Below are 22,615 nucleotides of genomic sequence, written 5' to 3'. Positions count from 1 at the left end.
GTCCAGGGACGACTTCCGGACCACCTCGAGAAGTCGAGGCTCCCGTCGGTCACGTCACGTGTTCATTGCAAAAGAACATCGTCAGTGTTCCGTCCGTTCACACCAGTTCGAAGACGTGGATCGGCCAGTCCTCCTCGTAGGACAGGTCGAAGTCCAGATCGATATCGACTGATTCGGGATCACGGACTTGGAGTTCGACGCGGTCCCCGATGGTGACGTCCTCGAGCGAGGCGTCGACGCGACCCGTAAGCCGAGCCGAGGAGTCGAGTTCGACCACTGCGACGGTGATCGGCGCCAGGTGGTCGAACGCGGACGGGGGGCGGTTGACCGACGTGTACGAGATCACCTCGCCGGTCCGGGGCTGTTCCTCGATCGTGACCGCCCGGCTGCCACAGCCGTAACAGGCCGGCCGGGGCGGGAGCATGTGTTCGTCACACTCCGTACACCGGGCGGCTACCAACCGGCCCTCCGCTAACGCGTCGAAGAAGCCGGGCAGGGTGAACGGCGAGTCGGCGGTGATGTCGTCCGGTGCGAGCGGTCCCGTCGTCGTGGAATCGGTGTCTGTCATCGGTGGATTACTCTCTTCGGTCATTGTGCTTCGAGGACGGTCGCGACGGTGTGGGCGTCCGCGACGCCACCTTCGTTGATGAGCAGCGCGGTATCGGCGTCGGTCACTTGCCGTTCTCCGGCCCGTCCGGTGAGCTGTTCGTAGGCTTCGACCGCCTGCAACAGCCCGGTCGCCCCGATCGGGTGGCCACGGGCCTTCAATCCGCCGCTGGTGTTGATCCGGACGTCGGTCCAGCCCGCCGACCGGTCCCCGGGATCTTCAACGGTCTCGATTCCGCGACCCTCGGGGGCGAACTCGGCGGCCTCGGCCAGCAGTGCCTCGCAGACGGTGAAGGCGTCGTGGACTTCCGCGACGTCGATATCGGCGGGGTCCACGCCGGCGTCCTCGTAGGCGGTCGAGGCAGCGACGTTCGCCCCCTCGACGTACGTCAGGTTGCGCTCGGCGACGGCGAGGTTGTTGGCCGCCGAGCCGACGCCCGCCACCCGGACCGCATCCTCGCGATCCAGCAGATCGCTCGCGACCTCGTCGTTCGCGACGACGACGGCTGCGGCACCGTCGGTAACCGGCGCACAGTCGTACAGCTTCAACGGCGGGGCGACGTCGACCGCGTCCATGACAGTCTCGAGGTCGACCGCCTCCTGGAACATCGCCCGGGGATTAGACGCCGCGTTCCGGTGGTTCTTCACCGCGATCTTGGCTAGGTCTCGTTCTGTCGCGTCGGTTTCGTGGAGGTATCGCTGCGCGAGCAGGGCGTACGTGGCGGGCGCGGTGATCCCGGACCGCTGTTCTAAGGCCCGCTCGAAGGCGGCACCGAGCGCGTTCGTGGCACCTTCGGTCCCGCCGGCGGTCATCTTCTCGACGCCACAGGCCAGCACTGCGTCGTGGACGCCCGCCCGGACGTCTCGGACTGCGTTCTTGAGCGCGAGCGCACCGGCGGCCGCACACGCCTCGACACGCTCTGCGGGGACGTTCCGCAGGCCGGCCCATTCGGCCATGAGCGTTCCCTGCATGATCTGATTCTCGTACCGTTCGGACTGGGCGCCGACGTACAGCCCGTCAACGACGTCGGCCGGATCAGGCAATTCCTCGAACGCCTCGGCCAGTGCCTTCGAGAACAGGTCGCGGCCGGGCAGGTCTGTCCTACCCAGCGGGGAGGCACCGACTGCGACGATATTAGCTGTGGACATCCTCTACAAATTGTCAATCATTGTTATTAAAGGTTTGGTCGTGGGGCCGTCGGACTGTGGCTCTGGTCGTCGCGACCGAGCGGTCACTGCGCATCGCCGGTTGGTCGATCGCTGGAGCAGCTCGTTGAGGAAAGACCGGGACACTGGATCAGCGTATTAACTCAGAACGCGAAAGTTTTCGGGATCTAATACGGCGTATAATTCTTCCGGCTATTGGCTTTCATCCGGGATCTCAACTGGATCTGATCGTGCCGCTGAGTACCTTCGCAGCGGTCAACACTGGATCCCAGGTCGGACTGAACGCCGGTGCGTACGCGAAGTCGAACTGTTCCAGTTCCCCGACGGTAACGTCGGAGTGGAGCGCCGCGGCAACGGAGTTGATCCGCTGGGCCACGCCTTCCTCGCCGACCATGCTCGCGCCGAGCAGACGGCCGCTATTTTCGTCGGCGACGAGAGTTACGGTGAGTTCCGTGCCGCCCGGATAGTAGTGTGCTCGCGAGGGCAACTCCAGCGTTTTCCGCACCGGATCGAATCCGGCTTCGGCCGCACGTTCCGGATCGACGATTCCGGTTCGAGCCACCTCGAGATCGAACGCTTTCAGGGTGGCCGTCCCCGCGATCGGGCCGGTTCGCGTTTGGTTCCCGGCAAGCGTCGCTCCGATCGCCCGTCCGTGTCTGTTGGCGGTAAGCGCGAGCGGAATGTGGTCCGGCTCGCCGGTGACGACGTGTGTCGCCTCCGCGCAGTCGCCCGCTGCATAGACATCGTCCACGTTCGTCTTTCCGTAGCTATCGGTGGCGATCGCTCCGGACTGCCCGAGATCGACGCCAGCCTCTTCCGCGAGGTCAGTCCGCGGATCGACTCCTGCTCCCATGAGGACGAGATCGACCATGACGGTATTTTCAGGCGTGTCCACGCCGACGACCTGTCCGTTCTGTCCCTGGAACGCTTCTACGGGCGTCTCAGTATGCACGGCGACACCCTTCTCGCGCAGGTGGTCTTCGACGACGCGCGCAGTCGGTTCTCCGAACGGATTCAACACGTGAGACAGCATCTCAAAGAGGTGGACGTCGAGCCCTCGTGCGTGGAACGCTTCTGCCATCTCGATGCCGATGTATCCCCCGCCGACGATCCCGACAGATTCCGGTTCAATTCGCTCCCCGTCGTGTTCGAGTCCATCCTCGAGGACCTCTTTGACCTGCCGTCCGGCGTTCATCGACTGTAACGTGAACACGCCGTTGAGATCGATCCCCTCAATCGGGGGCGTGAGTGCACCAGCGCCCGTCGCGATCAAGAGGTTATCGTAGCGAAGTTCGAACGTTTTACCGTTCGATTCGGCAGTAACGGTTCGGTCGTCGGTGTCGATCGCGGTCGCTTCGGTACCGGTCCGCAGGTCGATGTCGCGTTCTTTTCTGAACTCCTCCGCTTCCATGACGACCAGATCCTCCAGATTGTTGATATCACCTTTCACATAGTACGGGAGTCCGCAGGCCCCGTAGGAAACCCACTCGCCGCGTTCGAGGACGATCACTTCGTGATCCGGATCCTCACGCTTGAGTTTACTTGCTGCACTCAATCCTGCTGCATCACCGCCAAGAATGATGGTCGAATTCAAGTTGTTCACTCCAACGTGTATATGGGAGTCTACAAATATTTATACCTACTGGCCGGTCCTGATGTAGTGGCCGGTGAATGAATTCATATATTCGAAACACAGGGTAAAGTGTAATGTCTCAGTGTTATACTGTCTCGAGTATGGCATTCGTGGAATCGGTACGGAATATGAGTAAACGGGTTGCTGCTGCGTTTTGGCCGTCTTCGTGTTCGCTTTCGCTACCTTCTCGTTCTTTCAAGAACTGCTCGTATTTTCGATCATCCTCTTGCTTGGTGATTTCTTTCGGCCACTGATGATGTGATCGATGTCGTTGTACTGGGTAACATTGACAATCTCTTCAGCCGCGTCCCGAACCCTTCCTAAATTCGAGATAGCTGAACACAGCGAGCATGATCCAGCCGACAGCGATGAAGCCCGTGACCTGGTTTTGCTGTGAGGCAGCGATGGCTGCGGTTCCCAGACCGAGGAGTAGCCACATAAGCGTGCCGGGAAGGGTGCCGTATACTTGCATAATTGAGAGATGCACGGATTACCAGGGCTGGATTCCCCAGTATAGGATTGGGAGCATAAGCAAGGCGAGGATGATGAGCGGTACTGCACTGGTGAACCGCTCCGTACCGTCCTCCGGATAGCCGTGCATCTCGTTGATGAGTGCTCTGTTGTCGTTAGGGTCGACTTTGAGGGCGTGGATATTCTCCGTGAGGAGTGAAACGACGACAAGCGTGATGATCGCTACCGGGAAACCAATCATGACCGCGTCCATACCGAGGGCAGCGGTCAGGCCCTCACCTCCCGCGTCGATACCCGAAAAGGCGTGAGGTGAGAGGATAAGGATCACAAAGAATCCGACGACGCTCGATGCGATCGCTCCGTACCGATTGACGCGGGCCGACCAGACACCGAGAACGATGACTGGAGTAATCGCAGCCGCACTGATGGCGAACGCCCACAGAATACTGACGACGAGGAATGCAGGTGGATTCAAAGCGATCAGAGCGATTATGAGCGCGGCTGCGAGCACGGAGACGTAGCCGAACTGTGTCTTGCGGTCTTCAGTGATGTCGAGTTCGAAGGCTTCGGTGACATCGTTCGCGACGGCAGCACTGATCGCGAGCATGTGTCCGCTCACGGTCGAGAGGCCGCCTGCGATAGCGCCGGCGACGACGAATCCCGTTATCGCGTCGTTGTTGAATGCGAAGTTGAGATAGAAGATCATCTTGTCGTAGTCAGCCTCCTCTATTGCAATACCCTGTGTCTCGATCCACATAACACCGGCAAATGCAACAGAATAAATGGTCGCGAACAGGAGCCCATTCAAGATAATAAACCAGAAGCCAGTCCGTTGAGCGGATTTGACGTTCCGACTCGTGAGAATACGCTGGGCGAGATGGGGCATCCCGATCGGACCGAGTGCCATTGCCAGGAACATCGCGAAGTACCAGCGGGTATCGAAGGTCATATCGAAAAATCCGGGCGCGAAATTCGTCATCTCGCCGGTCAGGTTCCCGTACCCCAGAGGTGGGAAATACCAGCCAGTCGCCCCCAGGTCGTTCAGAATGAGCATCATCGGGAAGAATGCGGCTGCGAACATAAGCCAGAACTGCAAAGCAGCGTTGTATGAAACACCCCACATCCCAGCGATGACGACGTAACCGGCGACCACTATTGCGATGGCAATGAGAGAGAGGGTGTAATCCCACCCGAACAGGATTTCGACAATCTGTGCGAGCCCGATGAACTGGCCGAGCGCGTACATCAGCATTACGAACACGATGAGCAACGCCATTACGACGGACATCATATCTCCGTACCGATCCTTACAGAACGTCGCTGGCGTATACGAGCCAAGTCGTCGGAGCGTCTGACCGTAGAGGATCACGACCAACGGAACCGACAACATGAAGTTCGTCCACATCGCGACGAATGGCATCTGGACCGTGAGTATGAGAGCGGTAACTCCCATGAACGTCGCCAGACTCTCCCAGGATGCAGCGATTGCCCCTCCGTTGATGAAGGGACCGATCGTCCGCCCGGCGACCATGTAGTCGTCCGTATCCTGGATGTTACGTTTCATATACAAGCTGATCCCGTAGTACGCGACGAAGGTTAAGCCGATCAGGATTACCGGGATCAACAACTCTTGGAAAACCTCCTGGAACTCGTAACCAGTCTGCAATACCCCAGCAGTGGACAGCGGGTCCGCTTCAATCATCTACATCACCTCCAATTTCGGTGGTTACGGCCGGTTCCCCAGCGCCAGACTCTTTCTCGGCAGTAGCTTTCGTTCCGTCTTTTTCCGGCTGTACCCGTAGCGTGATGTACTTGAAATACACCCAGTAGACGACGAACATCGCGAACGGTGCTCCTGCCACGAACCAGAAATAATGGAACGGAAACCCAAGCACACTAAAATCGGGTGTTCCGAACAGTGTGAACCATATACCGGCGTGTATCAGCGATACGATCACCATTACAGCACCTAATGTTGCGAGTGCTTCTTTCACATGGGTCCGCATAGCAAACCCAGCCATTTCCAAATACTAATAATTATTGGTTTGAGACCATTTCGATGACTCGTAACTTAGGATTTTGCTGAACCAGTCGGTACGACCGTTCAGCAACAGCGACAGGAAGTTGAGGTACCCCTGAAGGCGATGCTTCTCCACGATTTTGCCGTCCTAACTCGATGGAAACGCTGCTACTCGATAGGAGCGTGAAGTAAGCGTGGGGCACAAGAGATCGACGTGAGTTCCGTGCCATCAAGAGCGCGTCGTGCTGACTGGTCCGTGTACGAAAGAAGCCGAGTCATGGGCGTGGCGGCCTGAATAGGTGAATTTTTGCTTCACGCACTGGCGTCCCGGATGAACAAATCCTGTACCTCGGAATTGATGTCGATAAACGGCACGCACAGGTGGTAGTAACGGATGAGGCTGGAGAGATCGTCGAAGAGGTTGGTGTCGAGAACGCGAACCTCGACCAACTGGCCTAGCGGTACGCTGGCGCACAAGCTGCAATCGAGGCGGTCAGCAATTACTACCACGTCCAGGATACGCTGTCGGAAATTTGGTTGTGGCTGTTACCCACCCGAAAGAACTGAATAAGATCGCTTATTCCGACAAAAACCGATCGTGTTGACGCCAAAGAACTAACTCGGGTGGTGCGGTTGAACTCGGTTCCCGAAAGCTACATTCCGCCCGACAAGGTCAGGGAAGGTCGCTCACGCGTGCGCGGGCGATAGACTGGTTGAAGACCGTACCAAGTATGCCAACAAGATTCACGGACTTCTGCACCACCGTCCTATACGTCTACCGTGTACAACTGTCGTCTCGGATCGGCAAAAAACAGCTCACCCGTTGCTCTCTCGATACTGTGATCAGTGCTAATCGCTCATCAAAATCGTCACCGGTCGCTGTGCGTTGAGCAGCACCGACTGTGCAATACTTCCGAAGAGAAGCTTTCCGGTGGCACTCTTTTTTCGACCACACATGACGATGTGATCAGCGCCAACGTCGTCAGCGACGTTGATGATCTGATCCGTCACGTCACCCTCTTCGAGTCGCATCTCGGTGTCGATGCCGTACTCGGTGAGCAGTTTGATAGCGCTAATCACACTCTCGGGGACCTCCGCGTCGTCGAGTTCGCTCCGTTCGAGTGTCTTGAACTCCTGTAACCACGGTTGTTTCACCGATTCGGAGACGTTGAGTACGATGGCCTGTACCTCGCTTTCATTCCCGGGGAGGGATTTGACGACGTCGACAACTCGTTTTGCACGGTCTATACTCTCGTCAACCGGTAGAAGGACGGTATGCATGGTTTTGTGTTTTCTCCTTACCGTCTTAATTATTATGGTTGTTGTTACCAGTCAACTCGTACAGTGTTAGCGAAACGAACAGTATCCATCCAATCCGGGTTCGAACCCAGTGAAAATCCGACTGTACACGACGAACTCGGACGCTGGGTTCGGGTCGCGCGGTCGTACAGACACCTACGTCGAGGTGAACACGAACCTGCTCGCCGACGACAAAGGCGCGTCCCTCTGGCTACTGTGCTCGGCGAACGCGCTCCGTGACGAGGGGACTCCACGACATCTGGATCGGTCGAAGGACTATGCCGCCGACCCCGGGACCCTACTTCGAGAGCGCATCTACGACGACTGGTGCGAGGTCTACTCCGACGTTTATGAGGTGCCCGTGGATCCGTGGCGAAAGCGGGTGCAGTTTCTTGACTCGTCGCCTCACGTCGAGTACCGGGACCGTTCTTACCGGGTACCGCTCGCACACCGATTCTGCCGGCGCCGGGAACCGCCCGCACCCGCGGACCAGTCGAGTCCCGGTTCCGTTCGCTCCCACCGGGCTACCGTGTTCGACTCCACCAGGAGAAAGAACTTTACGTTTTACAGGTACACCTTGGCATGCTATGCATCGACAGATGACGACGCTCGACTTCCTAGACAGGGGAGTCGACGTCTACGGCGACACCGTCGGCGTGGTCGCCCACGACGGCACCGAGTACACCTACGCCGAGTTCGGCGAGCGGGTCGACCGCGCGGCGGCGGCGTTCTCGGATCTCGGCATCAAGGAGGGCGACCGCGTGGCACTGCTCTCGCCGAACACACACTGGTTTCTGGAAACGCTGTTCGCAATCAACGTCCTCGGGGCCATCTCGGTCCCGCTCAACTACCGGCTCATCCCCGAGGACTACGAGTACATCCTCGACGACTGCGGGGCCCAGGCGGTCATCGCCGACCGCGAGTACGCCGAGAAGGTCGAGGCGATCCGCGACCAGGTCCCCGCCACGGCGTTCGTCGCCAACCCGGCCGACCGCGTCGATGGCGACTGGCGCGATTACGAGTCACTCCTGGCGGGGGCCGACCCCGGCGAGGTCGAGCGCTCCGACATCGACGAAGACGACCCCGCGACGATCAACTACACGAGCGGGACGACCGGCGATCCAAAGGGCGTGGTCCGGACCCACCGCACCGAACACTATCACGCGCTGATCACCGCCCACCACACCGAGATCACCGACGACGACGCCTACCTCTGGACGCTCCCGATGTTCCACGTCAACGGCTGGGGCTACCCCTACGTCATCACGGGCGTCGGCGGGAAGCACGTCTGTCAGCGCCACTTCGACGCTGCCGGCGCCTTCGAGCGCATCCACGCCCACGACGTGACCTACCTCTGTGGCGCGCCGACGGTGCTGGACAGCCTCATCGACCACTACCAGAACACCGGCGTCGCCGCCACGGGCGAGAAGCCGGTCAGGATCGCTACCGCCGCCAGCCCACCGCCCGAGGCGACGATCCGGACAGTTGAGGACGAACTCGGCTGGAACATTTTGCACGTCTACGGGCTGACCGAGACCGGTCCGCTGATCACGACGAGCAACTCGCCGCGCCGGATCGAGAGCCAGGGTCGCTTCGCGATCAAGACCCGCCAGGGCCACGCCATGCTCGGGACCGAACTGCGCGTCGTCGACGAGGACGGCGAGGACGTCCCTGCCGATGACGAGACGATGGGCGAGATCGTCGTCCGCGGCAACCAGGTCATGGACCGCTACTGGAACAAGCCCGAGCGGACCCACGAGGCGTTCAACGACCGTGTCGACGGGTGGTTCCACACTGGCGACTTCGCCAGTATCGACGAACGTAGAATGATTTCGATCAAGGATCGCAAGAAGGACATCATCATCAGCGGCGGCGAGAACATCTCCAGTGTCGAGGTCGAGGACGCCCTCTACAACCACCGCGACATCGAGCGCGTCGCCGTGATCGGCGTCCCCCACGAGAAGTGGGGCGAGACGCCCAAAGCAATCGTCGTATCCGCGAGTGGTGCCGACCTCACCGAGGAAGGGGTCATCGAGTTTGCCCGCGACAACCTCGCGCACTACAAGTGCCCGACCGTCGTCGAGTTCGTCGACGACCTCCCCGAGACCTCCACGGGCAAGATCCGCAAGGTCGAGCTGCGGGAAGCCCACGACGACCCCGTCGGGTAACTCCGTCCGTTCCGGTCCCTTCGTCGTCAGCCATCGACTGAACTCTTCCCTGGTCCGCCGGCCTGGATCCCCACATTTGTTCCCCAAGCGCCCGCCAGCTCGATTTTGCAGCACGCAAAAGGACTAAGTAGGATAATTACACATGGTAAGTCATGGCAAGCCACACAAATTCGAGTGATTCGCGGACGATTGCCGCGGTCGAGAAGAGTTGTGCAATCCTGGACGGGTTACACGAGCTTCGTAGTGCGACGCTGTCAGAACTCGCCGACCACCTGGGGTTGACCCCTGGAACAGTCCACCCGCACCTGATTACGCTCACTGAGAACCAACTTGTGGTCAAAAAGGACGACGTCTACTATCCCGGGTTCAAGTTTTTGCGAGTCGGTGAAACCCGCCGGCGGGAGAATACCCTCTATAGACACGCTGCGGACGATGTCGAGAACCTCGCCGAAGCCACGGACACCCGGGCGCAGATCTACGTCGAAGAGTTCGGCATGGCGACATGTGTCGACCATAGAGGCAGCTCAAACAGCATCCTCCCGGTCGATGACGTGGGTGATCAGGTCCACCTCCACGTCATCGCCGCCGGCAAGGCCATGCTCGCGGAGTTCTCCGACGACCGGGTCGAGGCCATCGTCGAACAACACGGCCTACCGGCGGACACCGAGAACACTATCGTCGACGAAGCGGCGCTCTACGAGGAATTATCGGAGGTCTCCGAACAAGGGTACGCGATAAACGACGAGGAACACATGGCGGGTCTGTCTGCAGTCGGGGCCGCAATCACTGCCGAGGACGGGACCGTCATCGGGGCGCTGTCTGTCGCTTTCCCCGTCAACATGATGGACGACGACGAATTTATGGAACGGGTTCGCCACGCCGTCGTCGGCGCGGCGAACAGCATCGAACTGAAGATCAGCATCGAAAACCGGGACGATTGAAGCTCGCAAAACGCAGTCGATGTAACTGAATTCCACATATAACTTGATGTCTGCTCACTTAACCCGGCAAACGCTAAAATTCAAGATCGAATATCGGGGTAAATTGCCAGTTATTGTGTACTCGCCGCCTGTCACGCTCGCCGAGACGTATGACCCCTGCAAAACCAATATTCACGTCTCAGAATGAGCAGCACCGGATACGACGGGGGCTTGCATCTCGCGAGCCGCCGCCGAGCACGCGCGAAAGACGACAGAACACAGCGCACGTGAAACGTTTAAGCTGCCCTCGCATCCGTGTCTGTGCGCAGTTGCTGACGCAACTGCCTCTCGTACACACCGGACAGCTTGTTTCCCCACGTAGTCATCGCCTCGACTACGCGCTCTGAGGGTCTGGACTAGTCTACCGATTCCTCTCATCCTGGCCTGGCTGTTTGCATAACTCGGACGAATTTACGAGTTGTTCGTTCCAGGGGGACCACCTTCTGAGAGGCATAGCGCAACGAGAGTGGGCGAAGTGCAGTAGAAATTACAGTCGTACGAATGTAATGCATACCCTCTCGAGTTTGTCGTTTCTCATCGGACGCAGGGAGGAGACACTTCGAGAGATTCAGGCAATTCTTCGCTTGCTCGATATGGAACGCCTCATCAAGTAATCTGGCAATAGTATATCGGCTGGCTGACAGCGTCTCAGACCCGCCGCCGACGGAGCCATCGCGGGTCGTTTATAACAAAAATATTAATATTAGTTGCGACAGGTCTTGGTAGTACGATATAATAATATTGGTTACAGAATAGTGTAGTTAGAAAAATTCCATGGTTCGAGCGCTCGTAGAACGTTCTGCTAAATGGCTAGATGAATGGGATCTACAGCCCATCGTTAGAAGTCTAGTGGTTTATAGGTATCCGAATACAGAACTTGGCTCTGGTAAATCGCTACACTGCGTTTGGTTGTAGTGTCTTGCAGGCTTCCTGAGACCGGCTAATCGGTTCGTCATCGGTGGGCTCCTTGGGACTGCAGTCACGACCGTTCCAGACGGCCACCTCAAGCGGCGTGATCTCTCACGGTAAGTCGTCGCCGTCTCGTGATTTACCAGAACCCAGAACTGGTAGACTTCCCACGACCCTGTAGCTACGAATGACAGAACCCGTGCACGGAATCTCAACATCGATTAACTGACCGGTGGGGGACGATTCGTCCCCCACTATGACAAATAACTGGTCAGATCGTGTTGCGGCTGCTGATGACAGCCGCACTCAACGATCAGTTGACGAGCGCCTACAAGATATCGGTCCACTCTCCGGCGGGTGGCTGCCCCTAACCAAGCAAGCCGCCGAGGTCGTCGACAAGACGACCTCTGCGGCCGAGTTGGTCACTCACCTCGACGTCAGCCAATACTGCCGTGCTGATTCCATTCCCCATTGGCACGACTCTAAACCGTTCGAACCGATGCTCCGGGCGATTCTCCTGAAGAAACTCGAAGACGCGTCCGATGGCTGGCTCCATCGGACGCTCGACAGTGACCCTCAACTTGCGGATGCTCTTGGCTTTAATCCCGACGACACACCTTCACGAAGCACGATCTCTCGGGCACAGACTAATCGGTTTGCGGACCTCCAATCCACGATCGAGACTGCTACTCGTCAGATCCAAGCGTTGGCCGCCGAACGCGGTAGTCCGATCGGGACACCGTACGAAGACAGCGCTTCGGAGGAGCCAACAGGCTCCTCGAAGCGCACAGTCAACCGTCTCATTCGGAGGAAAACACGTGATCTCCTCGACGAACTCCAAACTGTCGTATTGCCTGCCTTCGAGTTTGACCGGCCTGATGACCCGGTTTACGACGACGAGGAACTCCTGATGCTGGAGGCCTGTCTCGGGCTGACAGGCACCGCCGCTAACGGCGGTGCCGAAACCTACGGCGATTTCGTCAATCCTGACCCAGATCTCGACGATCCCTTCTACGAGGACGGACCGAGTGGAGAGACGCTTCTGGAGGCGATCAAGGACCTTTCACCGACACAAATCGCGGAGATGGTCAACCAAAGCGCGGCCCGCGTCTTGACGCGGGCCAAGCCTCGCTTGGAGTTCGAGACACCAGTCATGCTGTCGATCGACATGACCTACGTCGCTTTCTACGGGGAGCGTGAGGAACTCGTACGTGTCCAGGGTGCGCCGAAGGACAAGTCCTACAACTGGTGCTACAAGTTTGCAACCGCGAACGTTGTTGGAGACAACGTTCACTTCGCAGCTGCGATGCTTCCAGTCGGGCACGCTGATTACCACGACCCAGAGAGCTATCCTGGCAAAAACAGGAGTTACCGAGTCGGCGATATCGTTCGCCGACTCGTCGACCACGTCAACGACGTCTGTCGCGTTCATACGCGGCGACTCTACGCTGATCGGGAGTTCTACGCCACGGACGTATTTTCGGTACTCGAACAGCGAGACCTTTTCTACGTGATTCCGGCACCGCGCGATGACCGCGTCAAGCGGTTCATCGCGCGCATGGACACGGATGTAGAGGGACAAAAGCAAGTAACAGTCAAATCCGAGCACGCGGTGTACGGGCCGGTAAAACATGGTGTCTCCAACACCAGAGCTGAGACGACGCTGGTTGGACTCCCGCCAGACGAGGACTGCGACGAGATGCAGGTATTTTCGACCAATCTCGACGTAAACGACGAGATTGGTCTTGACCGTCGCTTGACGAAAAAGCAAATCACTCGCTACAGACGCCGAGGCGGGATCGAAACGGCCTATAGTAAGATCAAGGAGTTCGCACCGTGGACGACGTCGACAAACTTCTCTATCCGGTTATTCCACTTCGGCTTCGCAGTTCTACTGTACGATCTATGGTTGCTTGTGGACTTTCTCGTCCAGACGTTGATCGACATCATCGAGTTTCGCACGAAACCGCGGGTGACTGCCCCGCGGTTTCGTGCGTTCCTCCGGAGGGAGGTGAGCGCATTGCTGTAGATCCCGCCCCGTGCTTGCCCTTCCTGAGAGGTATCACTGTCTAAATCGACTGATTATACCGTTTTCGTCCACCCGACCGCCACTCACGGGTGGTGAGTGGCGGTCGTGATTCCTTGATCGGCCCTGTATTCGGGATCGATTCCTACCGACAGACGCGAATCTCGTGCACGGATTTTGGGGTATTCGCAGCACCCACACGACCCTGTAGCTACGAATGACAGAACCCGTGCACGGAATCTCAACATCGATTAACTGACCGGTGGGGGACGATTCGTCCCCCACTGTGACAAACAACTGGTCAGATCATGTTGCGGCTGCTGATGACAGCCGCACTCAACGATCAGTTGACGAGCGCCTACAAGATATCGGTCCACTCTCAGGCGGGTGGCTGCCTCTAACCAAGCAAGCCGCCGAGGTCGTCGACAAGACGACCTCTGCGGCCGAGTTGGTCACTCACCTCGACGTCAGCCAATACTGCCGTGCTGATCCCATTCCCCATTGGCACGACTCTAAACCGTTCGAACCGATGCTCCGGGCGATCCTCCTGAAGGAACTCGAAGACGCGTCCGATGGCTGGCTCCATCGGACGCTCGACAGTGACCCTCAACTTGCTGACGCTCTTGGCTTCAATCCCGATGACACACCTTCACGAAGCACGATCTCTCGGGCACAGACTAACCGGTTTGCGGACCTCCAATCGACGATCGAGACCGCTACTCGTCAGATCCAAGCGTTGGCCGCTGAACGCGGCAGTCCCATCGGGACACCGTACGAAGACAGCGCTTCGGAGGAGCCGATAGGCTCCTCGAAGCGCACAGTCAACCGTCTCATTCGGGGAAAAACACGTGACCTCCTCGACGAACTCCAGACAGTCGTGTTGCCCGCCTTCGAGTTTGATCGGCCTGATGACCCGGTTTACGACGACGAGGAACTCCTGATGCTTGAGGCCTGTCTCGGGGTGACAGGCACCGCCGCTAACGGCGGTGCCGAAACCTACGGCGATTTCGTCAATCCTGACCCGGATCTCGACGATCCCTTCTACGAGGATGGACCGAGTGGAGAGACGCTTCTGGAAGCGATCAAGGACCTTTCACCGACACAAATCGCGGAGATGGTCAACCGGGGCGCGGCCCGCGTCTTGACGCGGGCCAAGCCTCGCTTGGAGTTCGAGACGCCTGTCATGCTGTCGATCGACATAACCTACGTCGCTTTCTACGGGGAGCGTGAGGAACTCGTACGTGTCCAGGGTGCGCCAAAGGACAAGTCCTACGACTGGTGCTACAAGTTCGCAACCGCGAACGTTGTTGGAGACAACGTTCACTTCGCAGCTGCGATGCTTCCAGTTGGGCACGCCGATTATCACGATCCAGAGAGCTATCCTGGCGAGGACAAGAGTTACCGAGTCGGCGACGTTGTTCGCCGACTCGTCGACCACGTCAGCGACGTCTGTCGGGTTCATACGCGGCGCCTCTACGCTGATCGGGAATTCTACGCCACGGACGTATTTTCGGTGCTCGAACAGCGAGACCTTTTCTACGTGATCCCGGCACCGCGCGATGACCGCGTCAAGCGGTTCATCGCGCGCATGGACGAAGATGTGGAGGGACAAAAGCAAGTGACAGTCAAATCCGAGCACGCGGTGTACGGGCCGGTAAAACACTGTGTCCCCAACACCAGAGCCGAGACAACGCTGGTCGGACTCCCGCCAGACGAGGACCGCGACGAGGTGCAGGTATTTGCGACCAATCTCGACGTAAACGACGAGATTGGTCTTGACCGGCGCTTGACGAAAAAGCAGATCAATCGCTACAGACGCCGAGGCGGGATTGAAACAGCTTATAGCAAGATCAAGGAGTTCGCACCGTGGACGACGTCGACTAACTTCTCTGTCCGGTTGTTCCACTTCGGCTTTGCAGTCCTGTTGTACGATCTGTGGCTGCTCGTGGACTTCCTCGTCCAGACGTTGATTGATGTCATCGAGTTTCGCACGAAACCGCGGGTGACCGCCCCGCGGTTTCGTGCGTTCCTCCGGAGGGAGGTGAGCGCATTGCTGTAGATCCCGCTCTGTGCTTGCCCTTCCCAAGAGGTATCACTGTCTAAATCGACTGATTATACCGTTCTCGCCCACCAGACCGCCACTCACGGGTGGTGAGTGGCGGTCGTGATTCCTTGGTCGGCCTGTATTCTGGACCGATTCCAACCGACAGACGCGAATCTCGTGCACGGATTTCGGGGTATTCGCAGCAGCACACACGACCAATTTTATATATCATTATACCATTTACAACAGGATGTTGTTCAGCGATAGCGCCTGTAACAGCCGAATTCGCATGATACACCGATTTCGAAGGGTGGTTCTGATTACCCCAATAATCACGATCACTTTGATGTACCTCGACGTCGTCGGGTAAGCACGAAGGCTGAAACCGCCTTACGACGCTGTTTCCTAGGATAGAACCGCTGAGATCAGGTTAGGGGGAGAAGTGGCCAGTCGATGTCTGAATGGGCGTTTCAACGCCGCTTGGCAAGACGTTCAAGCACTACAGGCAAGGGGAAATGCCTTAGTGATCATTTTCGGATAACTATTTCTGTCTTAGATAGGTTCGGTGTTGAACGGGCTCGCTTGACTGTTCACAACTAGGTTCACAAAGCCGATCTCCAGCCCATAAATGGCAAACAACCGGAACACATCGCACTTGACAAAACCGTGATTCAACTCGATGATCAACACCACTGCTGTACGCTGTTGTCGATCCAGCGACAAACGAATTTCTCCATCAGGCTCTTTCCAACGCAAAGGGGGATGTCATCTCGATTACTTTCTCCGAACTTTCGGAGAAACGTGATGTCGGTGACGTAGGGTCTAGTGCGCGGCTCATAGCTACACTACTGTCGCTCACAGCTGCACTCCACGGATGTGGCTTCCGATCTCGGCACGAGACACATGGTAATCGAATGCCGTTAAACGACTCTTCCAAGAAATAAAACGACGTACCCACCAATTTGGAAATTATTTAGAACAGCCAAACCAGCAACCGCCGATACGTGGCTCCAGAGTATGGATACTGCTGGAATCAACTAATCTGAACAATGCCCCTCACAGATCGATAGAATATGTGTGAATACCGTTCTGAAGACAGGGAATCACTTCACGAATCTATGAATTATATCTTGCTATACAAAAGGAAGAGCCAGTGCGATACATCGCTGACATCAAGATTCGCCGAGAATAGCTCTGAGCGCCACCAGCCCTAAAATCGACCGGTCACTTTCTCGTCGTCGATGTCGTGTTTTTGCATGAACTGGCACCTCCGTGAGAAGAGCGGAGGAAGACGATCAGAACAGCGGAATCATACCTGTGAGACCAGGGATGTGCGCCGCTACCGTTATTTCCTATCGTGATACAGTCGTGGACGTTGGGCCGCTCGTCGGCGGTAAATCACAACCATACGTTTGTAATGTTTGATGGAATTGACTCTGGGGATTGACGGAAAAACAGATCGGGATAGAGGGTGAGAATGGTTGTACACCGTGAACGACGCCGAGTCGAAACTCCTACTAGCAGCCGCCGCGGGGTCAATCTCATGGCGGCATTCTTGCACCGTCTCAACGAGAAACTCGATCTCGACAAGACAGAGCTTCTCGTCGATACTAGCGGCTATCTGACTGCCCTCGCTTACCACGAATTGAACGAGCGCCTCAACAATAGCAATTGAAACCACATCGAAAAGCGGTTTCAGACGGTCTCAATGGAAATTGACCACTTTCACTGACGGGACAGTCCAGGCAGCGCACGCGACCAGCTCAGACGGTTCAGGCGCTACTACAACCACTACCGACCGAATCAAGCACTCAATGGCGAACGCCGGTCAAGGATGTGCTCAACTAGACAGGCACAGTGGCCGCGTCAGTCACTCTCCAGATAAACTCTAGTTGAGGCGCTAAACCAGATCGTGCCTGGACTCTTCTTGTCACCTGCGACTGAATGGTATTGTAACGAACCCACTCAATCAATAACAACAGATCTATTGTTATTGCCGGCCAGAATCGCAGTATTCGCTGAATCAGTTGGCTTGTTAGGCAAGCGAGTACGACCAGCCTTGATCCAATCCCTTTCGTGGATCCGTTCGGAATTGACAAACCCTGTGGCGAACTCGATTGGTCGGCTAATTTTATTGTTTAACTGGAGAAATATTCTCCTCAATGCACTTCAGCTCCCGGGAACTGATACCGATCCCTCCTCGTAGGAAAATGGATTTCGTGTGACTGTATCTCAAGCGATGACGATCGAATGCGACGGAAACAGGGTTTGCTACTGTGGAACAATCGTCCTCGATATTCCGTGAAAGATACTTTGTCTCGTCAGATATTCTTATGCGTTCGGAAAAGACAAACCTCGGAAATATATTCTGAATACAATATCTTATTTAAACTGCCCCAATATCAGTTCTCTTAATAGAAAACGTGGACTCACACCGATTGGGCTCGTATTCAAATCGGACTATGTATGAGGATAAGTAAGTTGTTAACTTATTCCATATTTTCACCCGATTTGCGACGGTTACAGGCGAACGGGAGCTGGCCAATGATTACAAATGTTTGCCAATGCCAAACGTATAAGTGGTGGACCGTTGAGTAACCTATATGACCGAGAAACCGAATGAGGCTGGACGTACTATACAATCAGTCGAGAAGGCGTGTCGAATCGTCAGGGCGTTACGGGAACTTGATGGTGGGGGCGTAACCGAGATCGCGGATCACGTGGACATGACTAAAGGCTCGGCGCACACCTATCTAAATACGTTGAAGAGAAACGACATCGTGACGGAAACCAATGGTCATTATCAACTCAGCCTCTTCTTACTTGAAGTCGGTGAATACGTCAAACACCAAAATCAGGTGTACCACTTCGCGCAGGATTCGCTCGATGAAATTGCCAACGAGACCGGTGAACTGGCCCGTCTTATCGTACGAGAGCAGGGACACGGCGTGTATCTTGCCAAATCAGAAGGTGAGAACGCAATCGAGACGCCAATCCGACCTGGCCAACGAGAATACCTCCACTATACGTCCCAGGGTAAGGCAATCCTCGCTCACATGCCTGAATCTACGGTCCAAAAAATTATCGACAAACACGGATTACCCGAACGAACGGAGAACACGATCACAAACCCGGACACGTTGTTTGAGGAATTGGCAGAGATTCGCGAACGCGGAATCGCGTTCAGCCAAAGCGAACGGACCCGCGGACTGCGATGTGTCGCCGCGCCGATCCACGCGCCGAGCGGCGAGGTTGTAGCCGCAATCGGAGTGTGCGGTCCGACGAGTCGCATGTCTGATGATCGGTTCAGAGAGGAACTTCCGGAACTCGTTCGTGATAAGGCAAACGTCACCGAGATCAACATGCAAATGGCTTCGAATCAATAATAAACTAATATAAATCTAATAGATCAGCACTAAGTAACTCAGTTGCGCGTTTACTCCGGTTCTGTTTCGAAAAGACGGAATTTCTGTTCGGTATCTCGATCGAGCGATAACCAAGTTACTCGAGGTCCTTGGTCTTCCGCCAGACATTCCACGTTTCCGGTGTCTGCGGCCATCGCTTCGGTGGACGCCCGCCGACCTCCGGTGTTTCCTCCATCTTCGCAGTCAACTCGATTGGATATCCGTCAGGATCGGGGAAATAGAGGAAGATGTTGTTACCGGGACCGTGACGACCTGGCCCTCGATAGATCGGATGATTTCGCTCCTCCAAGGCCTCGGCTGCGTCGGTGATCGCTTCGTAATCGGGGACTTCGAATGCGATGTGATAAATTGGGCCGGTCGTCGGCAACATCGGTGGTCCATCCTCGGGGAGGTTTTCCTCGAACTCATGTAGATTGAGCTCAAGTTCACCGCGCTCTTCGAGTGTCGCGAGTTCCTCGTCTGAGTACTGGGTGACGTTCATTTCGTGATGCTGGGACTGTTCGGCAACTGCCGGCGTCCGCAAGAACGCTACCGCATCGCCGATCCGGTCGGAGACGGCCATATTCAGCACGTCTGTATAGAAGTCGACCGTCTGTTCGAGATCGCGTACTTTGATCGCAACGTGGTCTAAACCCATGTTCTCTACGACCATACCCCAGTGGAGATACTGGACTGTATTGAGTGTTCTGGTTACGCAGAATTCCTGGCCAGTTTTCACGGCACTGTCGTCAGCAGTCCGACGCCGGCGACGACCAGAGTCGTCCCGGCGAGTACCTGTGTCGAGAACGGCTCTCGATCGCGTAAGAACGCATACGTTAGTACCAGAGCGAACAGCGGTGACGCATTGAGGATTGGCGTTACAACGACCACTGTCCCGGAGAGCAACGCGGCATACAGGCATATGAGCCCAACGCTTGAGGCGAACCCTGCTAGAGCGAAGTACCGGAGGTCGTCACGGGGAATCAACAGTCGGTCGCGCTGACTCGGAACAGCCACAAGGAAGACGATAACTACGATCCACGACGTCGTGAGATTTACAGCTGCACCAACCGCTGGCGCCGGAACGAGGTCCATTCCGGCCTTCCGCAAGAGTTGAACGCTTCCATAGATGAGTGCGCCGGTAACCGGAAACAACAAGTCACGGTATCGAACGCCGATCCCGTCAGCCTCGTCGCGGTTTGCCGATGTGAGCAGAATCCCGCCGGCGATGGCAGCGAAGGCACCAGCTTGGCCCCGCGGCGAAAGCGTTTCTCCGAACAACAGTACAGCGAGAACAACTGATACCAGCGGATTGGAGTTGCTGATCGGAACCGTCAGGTTCACGCCGACTCTCCTGAGTCCGACGTAGTTACAGAGCCTACCGAGGACCGGAGCGAACATGCCCGCGAGGATGAAGTAGCGCCACGCCCAGATATCGATCGTCACATCGTACAGGACGAGACTGACCGCCCAAAGCACGACGACATTAACGGTGACAGTCACGAACAACGCCGCTATCGGTTCTGACCGTTCGACGCCGAAACGTACGAGTACCGACGAAGTCGCGAACGCAAATGCCGTTCCGAGCGCGAGCAATATCTGGAACGGGATCTCGATCACGTATCCCTTACCTCTCTAGATCGGAACATCGGCACGGTCGAATTGCGTTCGCTTGGACCCGTATCCGCTGTCGACGGTCGCCGACCAGGCCCTCATGTTCCGACATTGACCGACGAGTCGAGTCCCCGTAGCTTTTCGATGGCGGAAATCGCAGCGAGATAGCTCGTCTTCGGGTTTGTCGGAGACGGTACGTTCTGAACTGTCGTCTCTATTCGTCCCATTCCGCCCTCGGCCGTGATTTGGTGGACGTTGTTCCCCTCGGACGGGTCGGCGACGATTTCGACGGTCGTCTCTTCGGGACCGGTCCCCGCAAGGCTGAGAGCCATCGCGACGTTGATGTTGGATGGAAACGCTGTCGCAGCTTCGCTTGCTGACCCTTCGAAGACGACAGACGGTTCCTCGATCGTGTTGAGAGAGACATCGTTCTCCTCGATGTACGGCGCTCCCTCAAGACCTGCCGGTGGTTTCGTTGTCCGTAGCGATACCGTTTCCAACTCTCCGGTAAGCGCGGCAGCCTTGATCGCATCGAGCCCGGCGATCGCGCCGGATGGGAGATAGAGTTGTCCGTCGCCGTTCTCGGCCGCCTTGAGAACCGCCGAGTGTAATCGTTCGTCCGCGAGCGCGCCGACGCTCATTAGCATGCAGTCACACCCTGCGTTGAGCGCGTCGACAGCGATATCGTCGACTGCCGCTTGACCGGCGGCCTCGATGACGAGATCCGTCTCGAACACCTCAGCAAGTACGTCCGCGATTTGCGGTCGGTCCGCGGGATCGAACTGATCGCGGAGCACATCAATACGATCCGGATGGTGACCGTAAACGACGGTGTGATCGACCGAGATCGTCCCGTTTGCGATTGCGCGTGCGATTTCAGTTCCAATCGTTCCACAGCCAACGATAGCGATTGAACGAACCATATACCTCAGTCATTCGGGTGGGATTAAAACAATGGCGCAAGCGGGCCGTGGGTGAGCGGCCGAGTACCGCTGCCATCAGCGCGCCGATATCGCGAACGAAGAGATCGATACAACCGACAGTCATTGCAATGTCATTCGGTAGCACAAAAAATATATAGGGTAGCAAGAGAACAATCAGCCGTACCCATGGAAGAAGCTGGGCTATTAGTGCCGTTGTTCCGTCGACAGATGGAACACTGTCAAGTATCGTCTGATGAGACCATCGCTTTGGTAACCGACGCGAAGAGCCCGCGCGAGTTCATTGGCGCCTGTTTCGCTGCGGCCAAGGACCACGATGCGGACGTATTCGAGGTACAGGTACCGGAGTATGGGCGCAACTCCGTCAGTCCCGAGATATCCGAGGGGCAGGGCGGAACGCTGCGCCTACCAGACGGGCCAGTTGCAGCGTGTAAGCACGCCGATATGGTGTTCGACTTCACGCTCGAAGGATTCATCCATGTGCCCGAGCGCGGCGAGATCCGCGATGCCGGTACCCGAATCCTTCGCGTCGGCGCCCGCGAACCGCACTATCTCCGTCGGCTGATGCCCTGGGAACCTGAGGAAGCTCAGCGCGTCAAAGAGCGTGTCCAGCGTCACCGTGATCTCTTGGCCGAGGCTGACGAGATGCATATCACTTCCGAGTACGGTACGGACGTAACGATGGAGGTCGAACCCGACACAGCCTTCGACTCTTACGGGTTCGTCGACGAGCCCGGTAAGTGGGACGTCTGGGGCCAGAATATGGTCTCAAACTATCCGTCGAACGTCGAGGGGACGATCGTCATCGCACCAAGCGACTACAATGTCGTTCCATTCGCAGACTACGTCGGATCCGCCATTGAATGCATCGTCGAGGACAACTACATCGTTGAGATCAACGGCGATGGCGGCGACGCCGAGTTGATGCGAGGCCACCTCGAGAGCTACGATGACCCGGACGTCTGGGCGACGAGCCACTTCGGCTGGGGGCTCAACCCCAATGGAACGTTCTACAACATGGCGCTGCATGACCGAGCGCCCGATCAAACAGGTGTCAGTGCTAGCGAGGGCCGTGTCTGGGAAGGTAACATGCTCTGGAGTACCGGCCCGAACGTACACGAAGACCGATACGCACCGTGTCACTACGATATCGCACAGAAGAACTGTAGCGTGTACCTCGATGGCGAGCCGGTCGTTGAAGAGGGTGAGGTCGTCGTCGACTGAACGGTTTCGCAATATGGACGTGCCATAGACACTGGCAGCTTGGCATCAACAGCTGCATCTGTGAAGTCGCCGATATCGACGACGCATTCTTCTACAGGAAATTTTAATC

General features: G+C 56.9%; 15 protein-coding genes and 2 pseudogenes. 8 read left to right on the top strand and 9 right to left on the bottom strand.

Translation table 11 applies throughout. The annotated features are described in order from the left end of the window. Window positions 1-97 precede the first annotated feature (97 nt). The 5 genes from MU558_RS04385 to MU558_RS04365 form a co-directional block, all read right to left on the bottom strand. Entirely contained in the window at window positions 98-568 is a 471-nt protein-coding gene (locus MU558_RS04385) for a Zn-ribbon domain-containing OB-fold protein (protein ID WP_246972248.1), read from the bottom strand. A 20-nt stretch (window positions 569-588) separates the two neighbouring features. Then, entirely contained in the window at window positions 589-1,755 is a 1,167-nt protein-coding gene (locus MU558_RS04380) for a thiolase C-terminal domain-containing protein (RefSeq protein ID WP_246972245.1), read from the bottom strand. Between the two features lie 232 nt (window positions 1,756-1,987). Beyond that, complete coding sequence (locus MU558_RS04375) at window positions 1,988-3,367, bottom strand: FAD-dependent oxidoreductase (RefSeq protein WP_246972243.1); 1,380 nt, start codon at window positions 3,365-3,367, stop codon at window positions 1,988-1,990. Window positions 3,368-3,896: 529 nt separating this feature from the next. Then, entirely contained in the window at window positions 3,897-5,579 is a 1,683-nt protein-coding gene (locus MU558_RS04370; RefSeq protein WP_246972242.1) for a sodium:solute symporter family protein, read from the bottom strand. Then, window positions 5,572-5,871: a hypothetical protein gene (locus MU558_RS04365; RefSeq protein WP_246972241.1), complete on the bottom strand. Its 300-nt coding sequence runs from the start codon at window positions 5,869-5,871 to the stop codon at window positions 5,572-5,574. Before MU558_RS04365 ends, MU558_RS04370 begins: the two co-directional genes overlap by 8 nt. 368 nt (window positions 5,872-6,239) lie before the next feature. On the opposite strand from MU558_RS04365, the pseudogene MU558_RS04360 reads away from it, so the two are divergent. Then, window positions 6,240-6,654: pseudogene (locus tag MU558_RS04360) on the top strand (IS110 family transposase); the annotation flags it as partial. Between the two features lie 92 nt (window positions 6,655-6,746). On the opposite strand, the gene MU558_RS04355 reads toward MU558_RS04360, so the two are convergent. Next, window positions 6,747-7,178, bottom strand: coding sequence for a universal stress protein (locus tag MU558_RS04355; RefSeq protein ID WP_246972240.1), 432 nt, complete (start codon window positions 7,176-7,178; stop codon window positions 6,747-6,749). Window positions 7,179-7,783: 605 nt separating this feature from the next. On the opposite strand from MU558_RS04355, the gene MU558_RS04350 reads away from it, so the two are divergent. The 6 genes and pseudogenes from MU558_RS04350 to MU558_RS04325 all read left to right on the top strand — a co-directional run bounded on the left by MU558_RS04350 (window position 7,784) and on the right by MU558_RS04325 (window position 18,709). Then, on the top strand, window positions 7,784-9,364 hold the full coding sequence (locus tag MU558_RS04350; RefSeq protein WP_246972239.1) for a long-chain-fatty-acid--CoA ligase: 1,581 nt from the start codon (window positions 7,784-7,786) through the stop codon (window positions 9,362-9,364). A gap of 152 nt (window positions 9,365-9,516) precedes the next feature. Then, window positions 9,517-10,305: an IclR family transcriptional regulator gene (locus MU558_RS04345; RefSeq protein WP_246972238.1), complete on the top strand. Its 789-nt coding sequence runs from the start codon at window positions 9,517-9,519 to the stop codon at window positions 10,303-10,305. A gap of 1,204 nt (window positions 10,306-11,509) precedes the next feature. Further along, window positions 11,510-13,282, top strand: a complete 1,773-nt coding sequence (locus tag MU558_RS04340; protein ID WP_246972237.1) for a transposase — start codon at window positions 11,510-11,512, stop codon at window positions 13,280-13,282. Window positions 13,283-13,808: 526 nt separating this feature from the next. Beyond that, window positions 13,809-15,338, top strand: coding sequence for a transposase (locus MU558_RS04335; RefSeq protein ID WP_246969338.1), 1,530 nt, complete (start codon window positions 13,809-13,811; stop codon window positions 15,336-15,338). A 1,460-nt stretch (window positions 15,339-16,798) separates the two neighbouring features. Beyond that, window positions 16,799-17,171, top strand: a pseudogene (locus MU558_RS04330) (integrase core domain-containing protein); the annotation flags it as partial. A 755-nt stretch (window positions 17,172-17,926) separates the two neighbouring features. Next, a complete protein-coding gene (locus MU558_RS04325; RefSeq protein ID WP_246972236.1) occupies window positions 17,927-18,709 on the top strand; it encodes an IclR family transcriptional regulator in 783 nt (260 codons plus the stop codon). Between the two features lie 115 nt (window positions 18,710-18,824). Here MU558_RS04325 and MU558_RS04320 read toward each other — a convergent pair whose 3' ends face one another. The 3 genes from MU558_RS04320 to MU558_RS04310 form a co-directional block, all read right to left on the bottom strand. Then, window positions 18,825-19,466 carry a VOC family protein gene (locus MU558_RS04320; protein ID WP_246972234.1) on the bottom strand — a complete coding sequence of 214 codons (642 nt, stop codon included), beginning with the start codon at window positions 19,464-19,466 and terminating at the stop codon, window positions 18,825-18,827. After that, complete coding sequence (locus tag MU558_RS04315; RefSeq protein ID WP_246972231.1) at window positions 19,463-20,347, bottom strand: DMT family transporter; 885 nt, start codon at window positions 20,345-20,347, stop codon at window positions 19,463-19,465. The genes MU558_RS04320 and MU558_RS04315 overlap by 4 nt, the downstream gene beginning before the upstream one ends. A gap of 92 nt (window positions 20,348-20,439) precedes the next feature. Further along, a complete protein-coding gene (locus MU558_RS04310; RefSeq protein ID WP_246972229.1) occupies window positions 20,440-21,264 on the bottom strand; it encodes an aspartate dehydrogenase in 825 nt (274 codons plus the stop codon). A 186-nt stretch (window positions 21,265-21,450) separates the two neighbouring features. Between MU558_RS04310 and MU558_RS04305 the strand changes: the two genes are divergently transcribed. Beyond that, a complete protein-coding gene (locus MU558_RS04305; RefSeq protein ID WP_246972226.1) occupies window positions 21,451-22,506 on the top strand; it encodes a 2,5-dihydroxypyridine 5,6-dioxygenase NicX family protein in 1,056 nt (351 codons plus the stop codon). The last annotated feature ends 109 nt before the right edge of the window (window positions 22,507-22,615 follow it).

It is taken from the genome of Natribaculum luteum (assembly GCF_023008545.1).
GTDB lineage: Archaea > Halobacteriota > Halobacteria > Halobacteriales > Natrialbaceae > Natribaculum > Natribaculum luteum.
The sequence above is the reverse complement of the archived record's forward strand: the minus strand, read 5'-3'. Positions and strand labels throughout refer to the sequence as shown.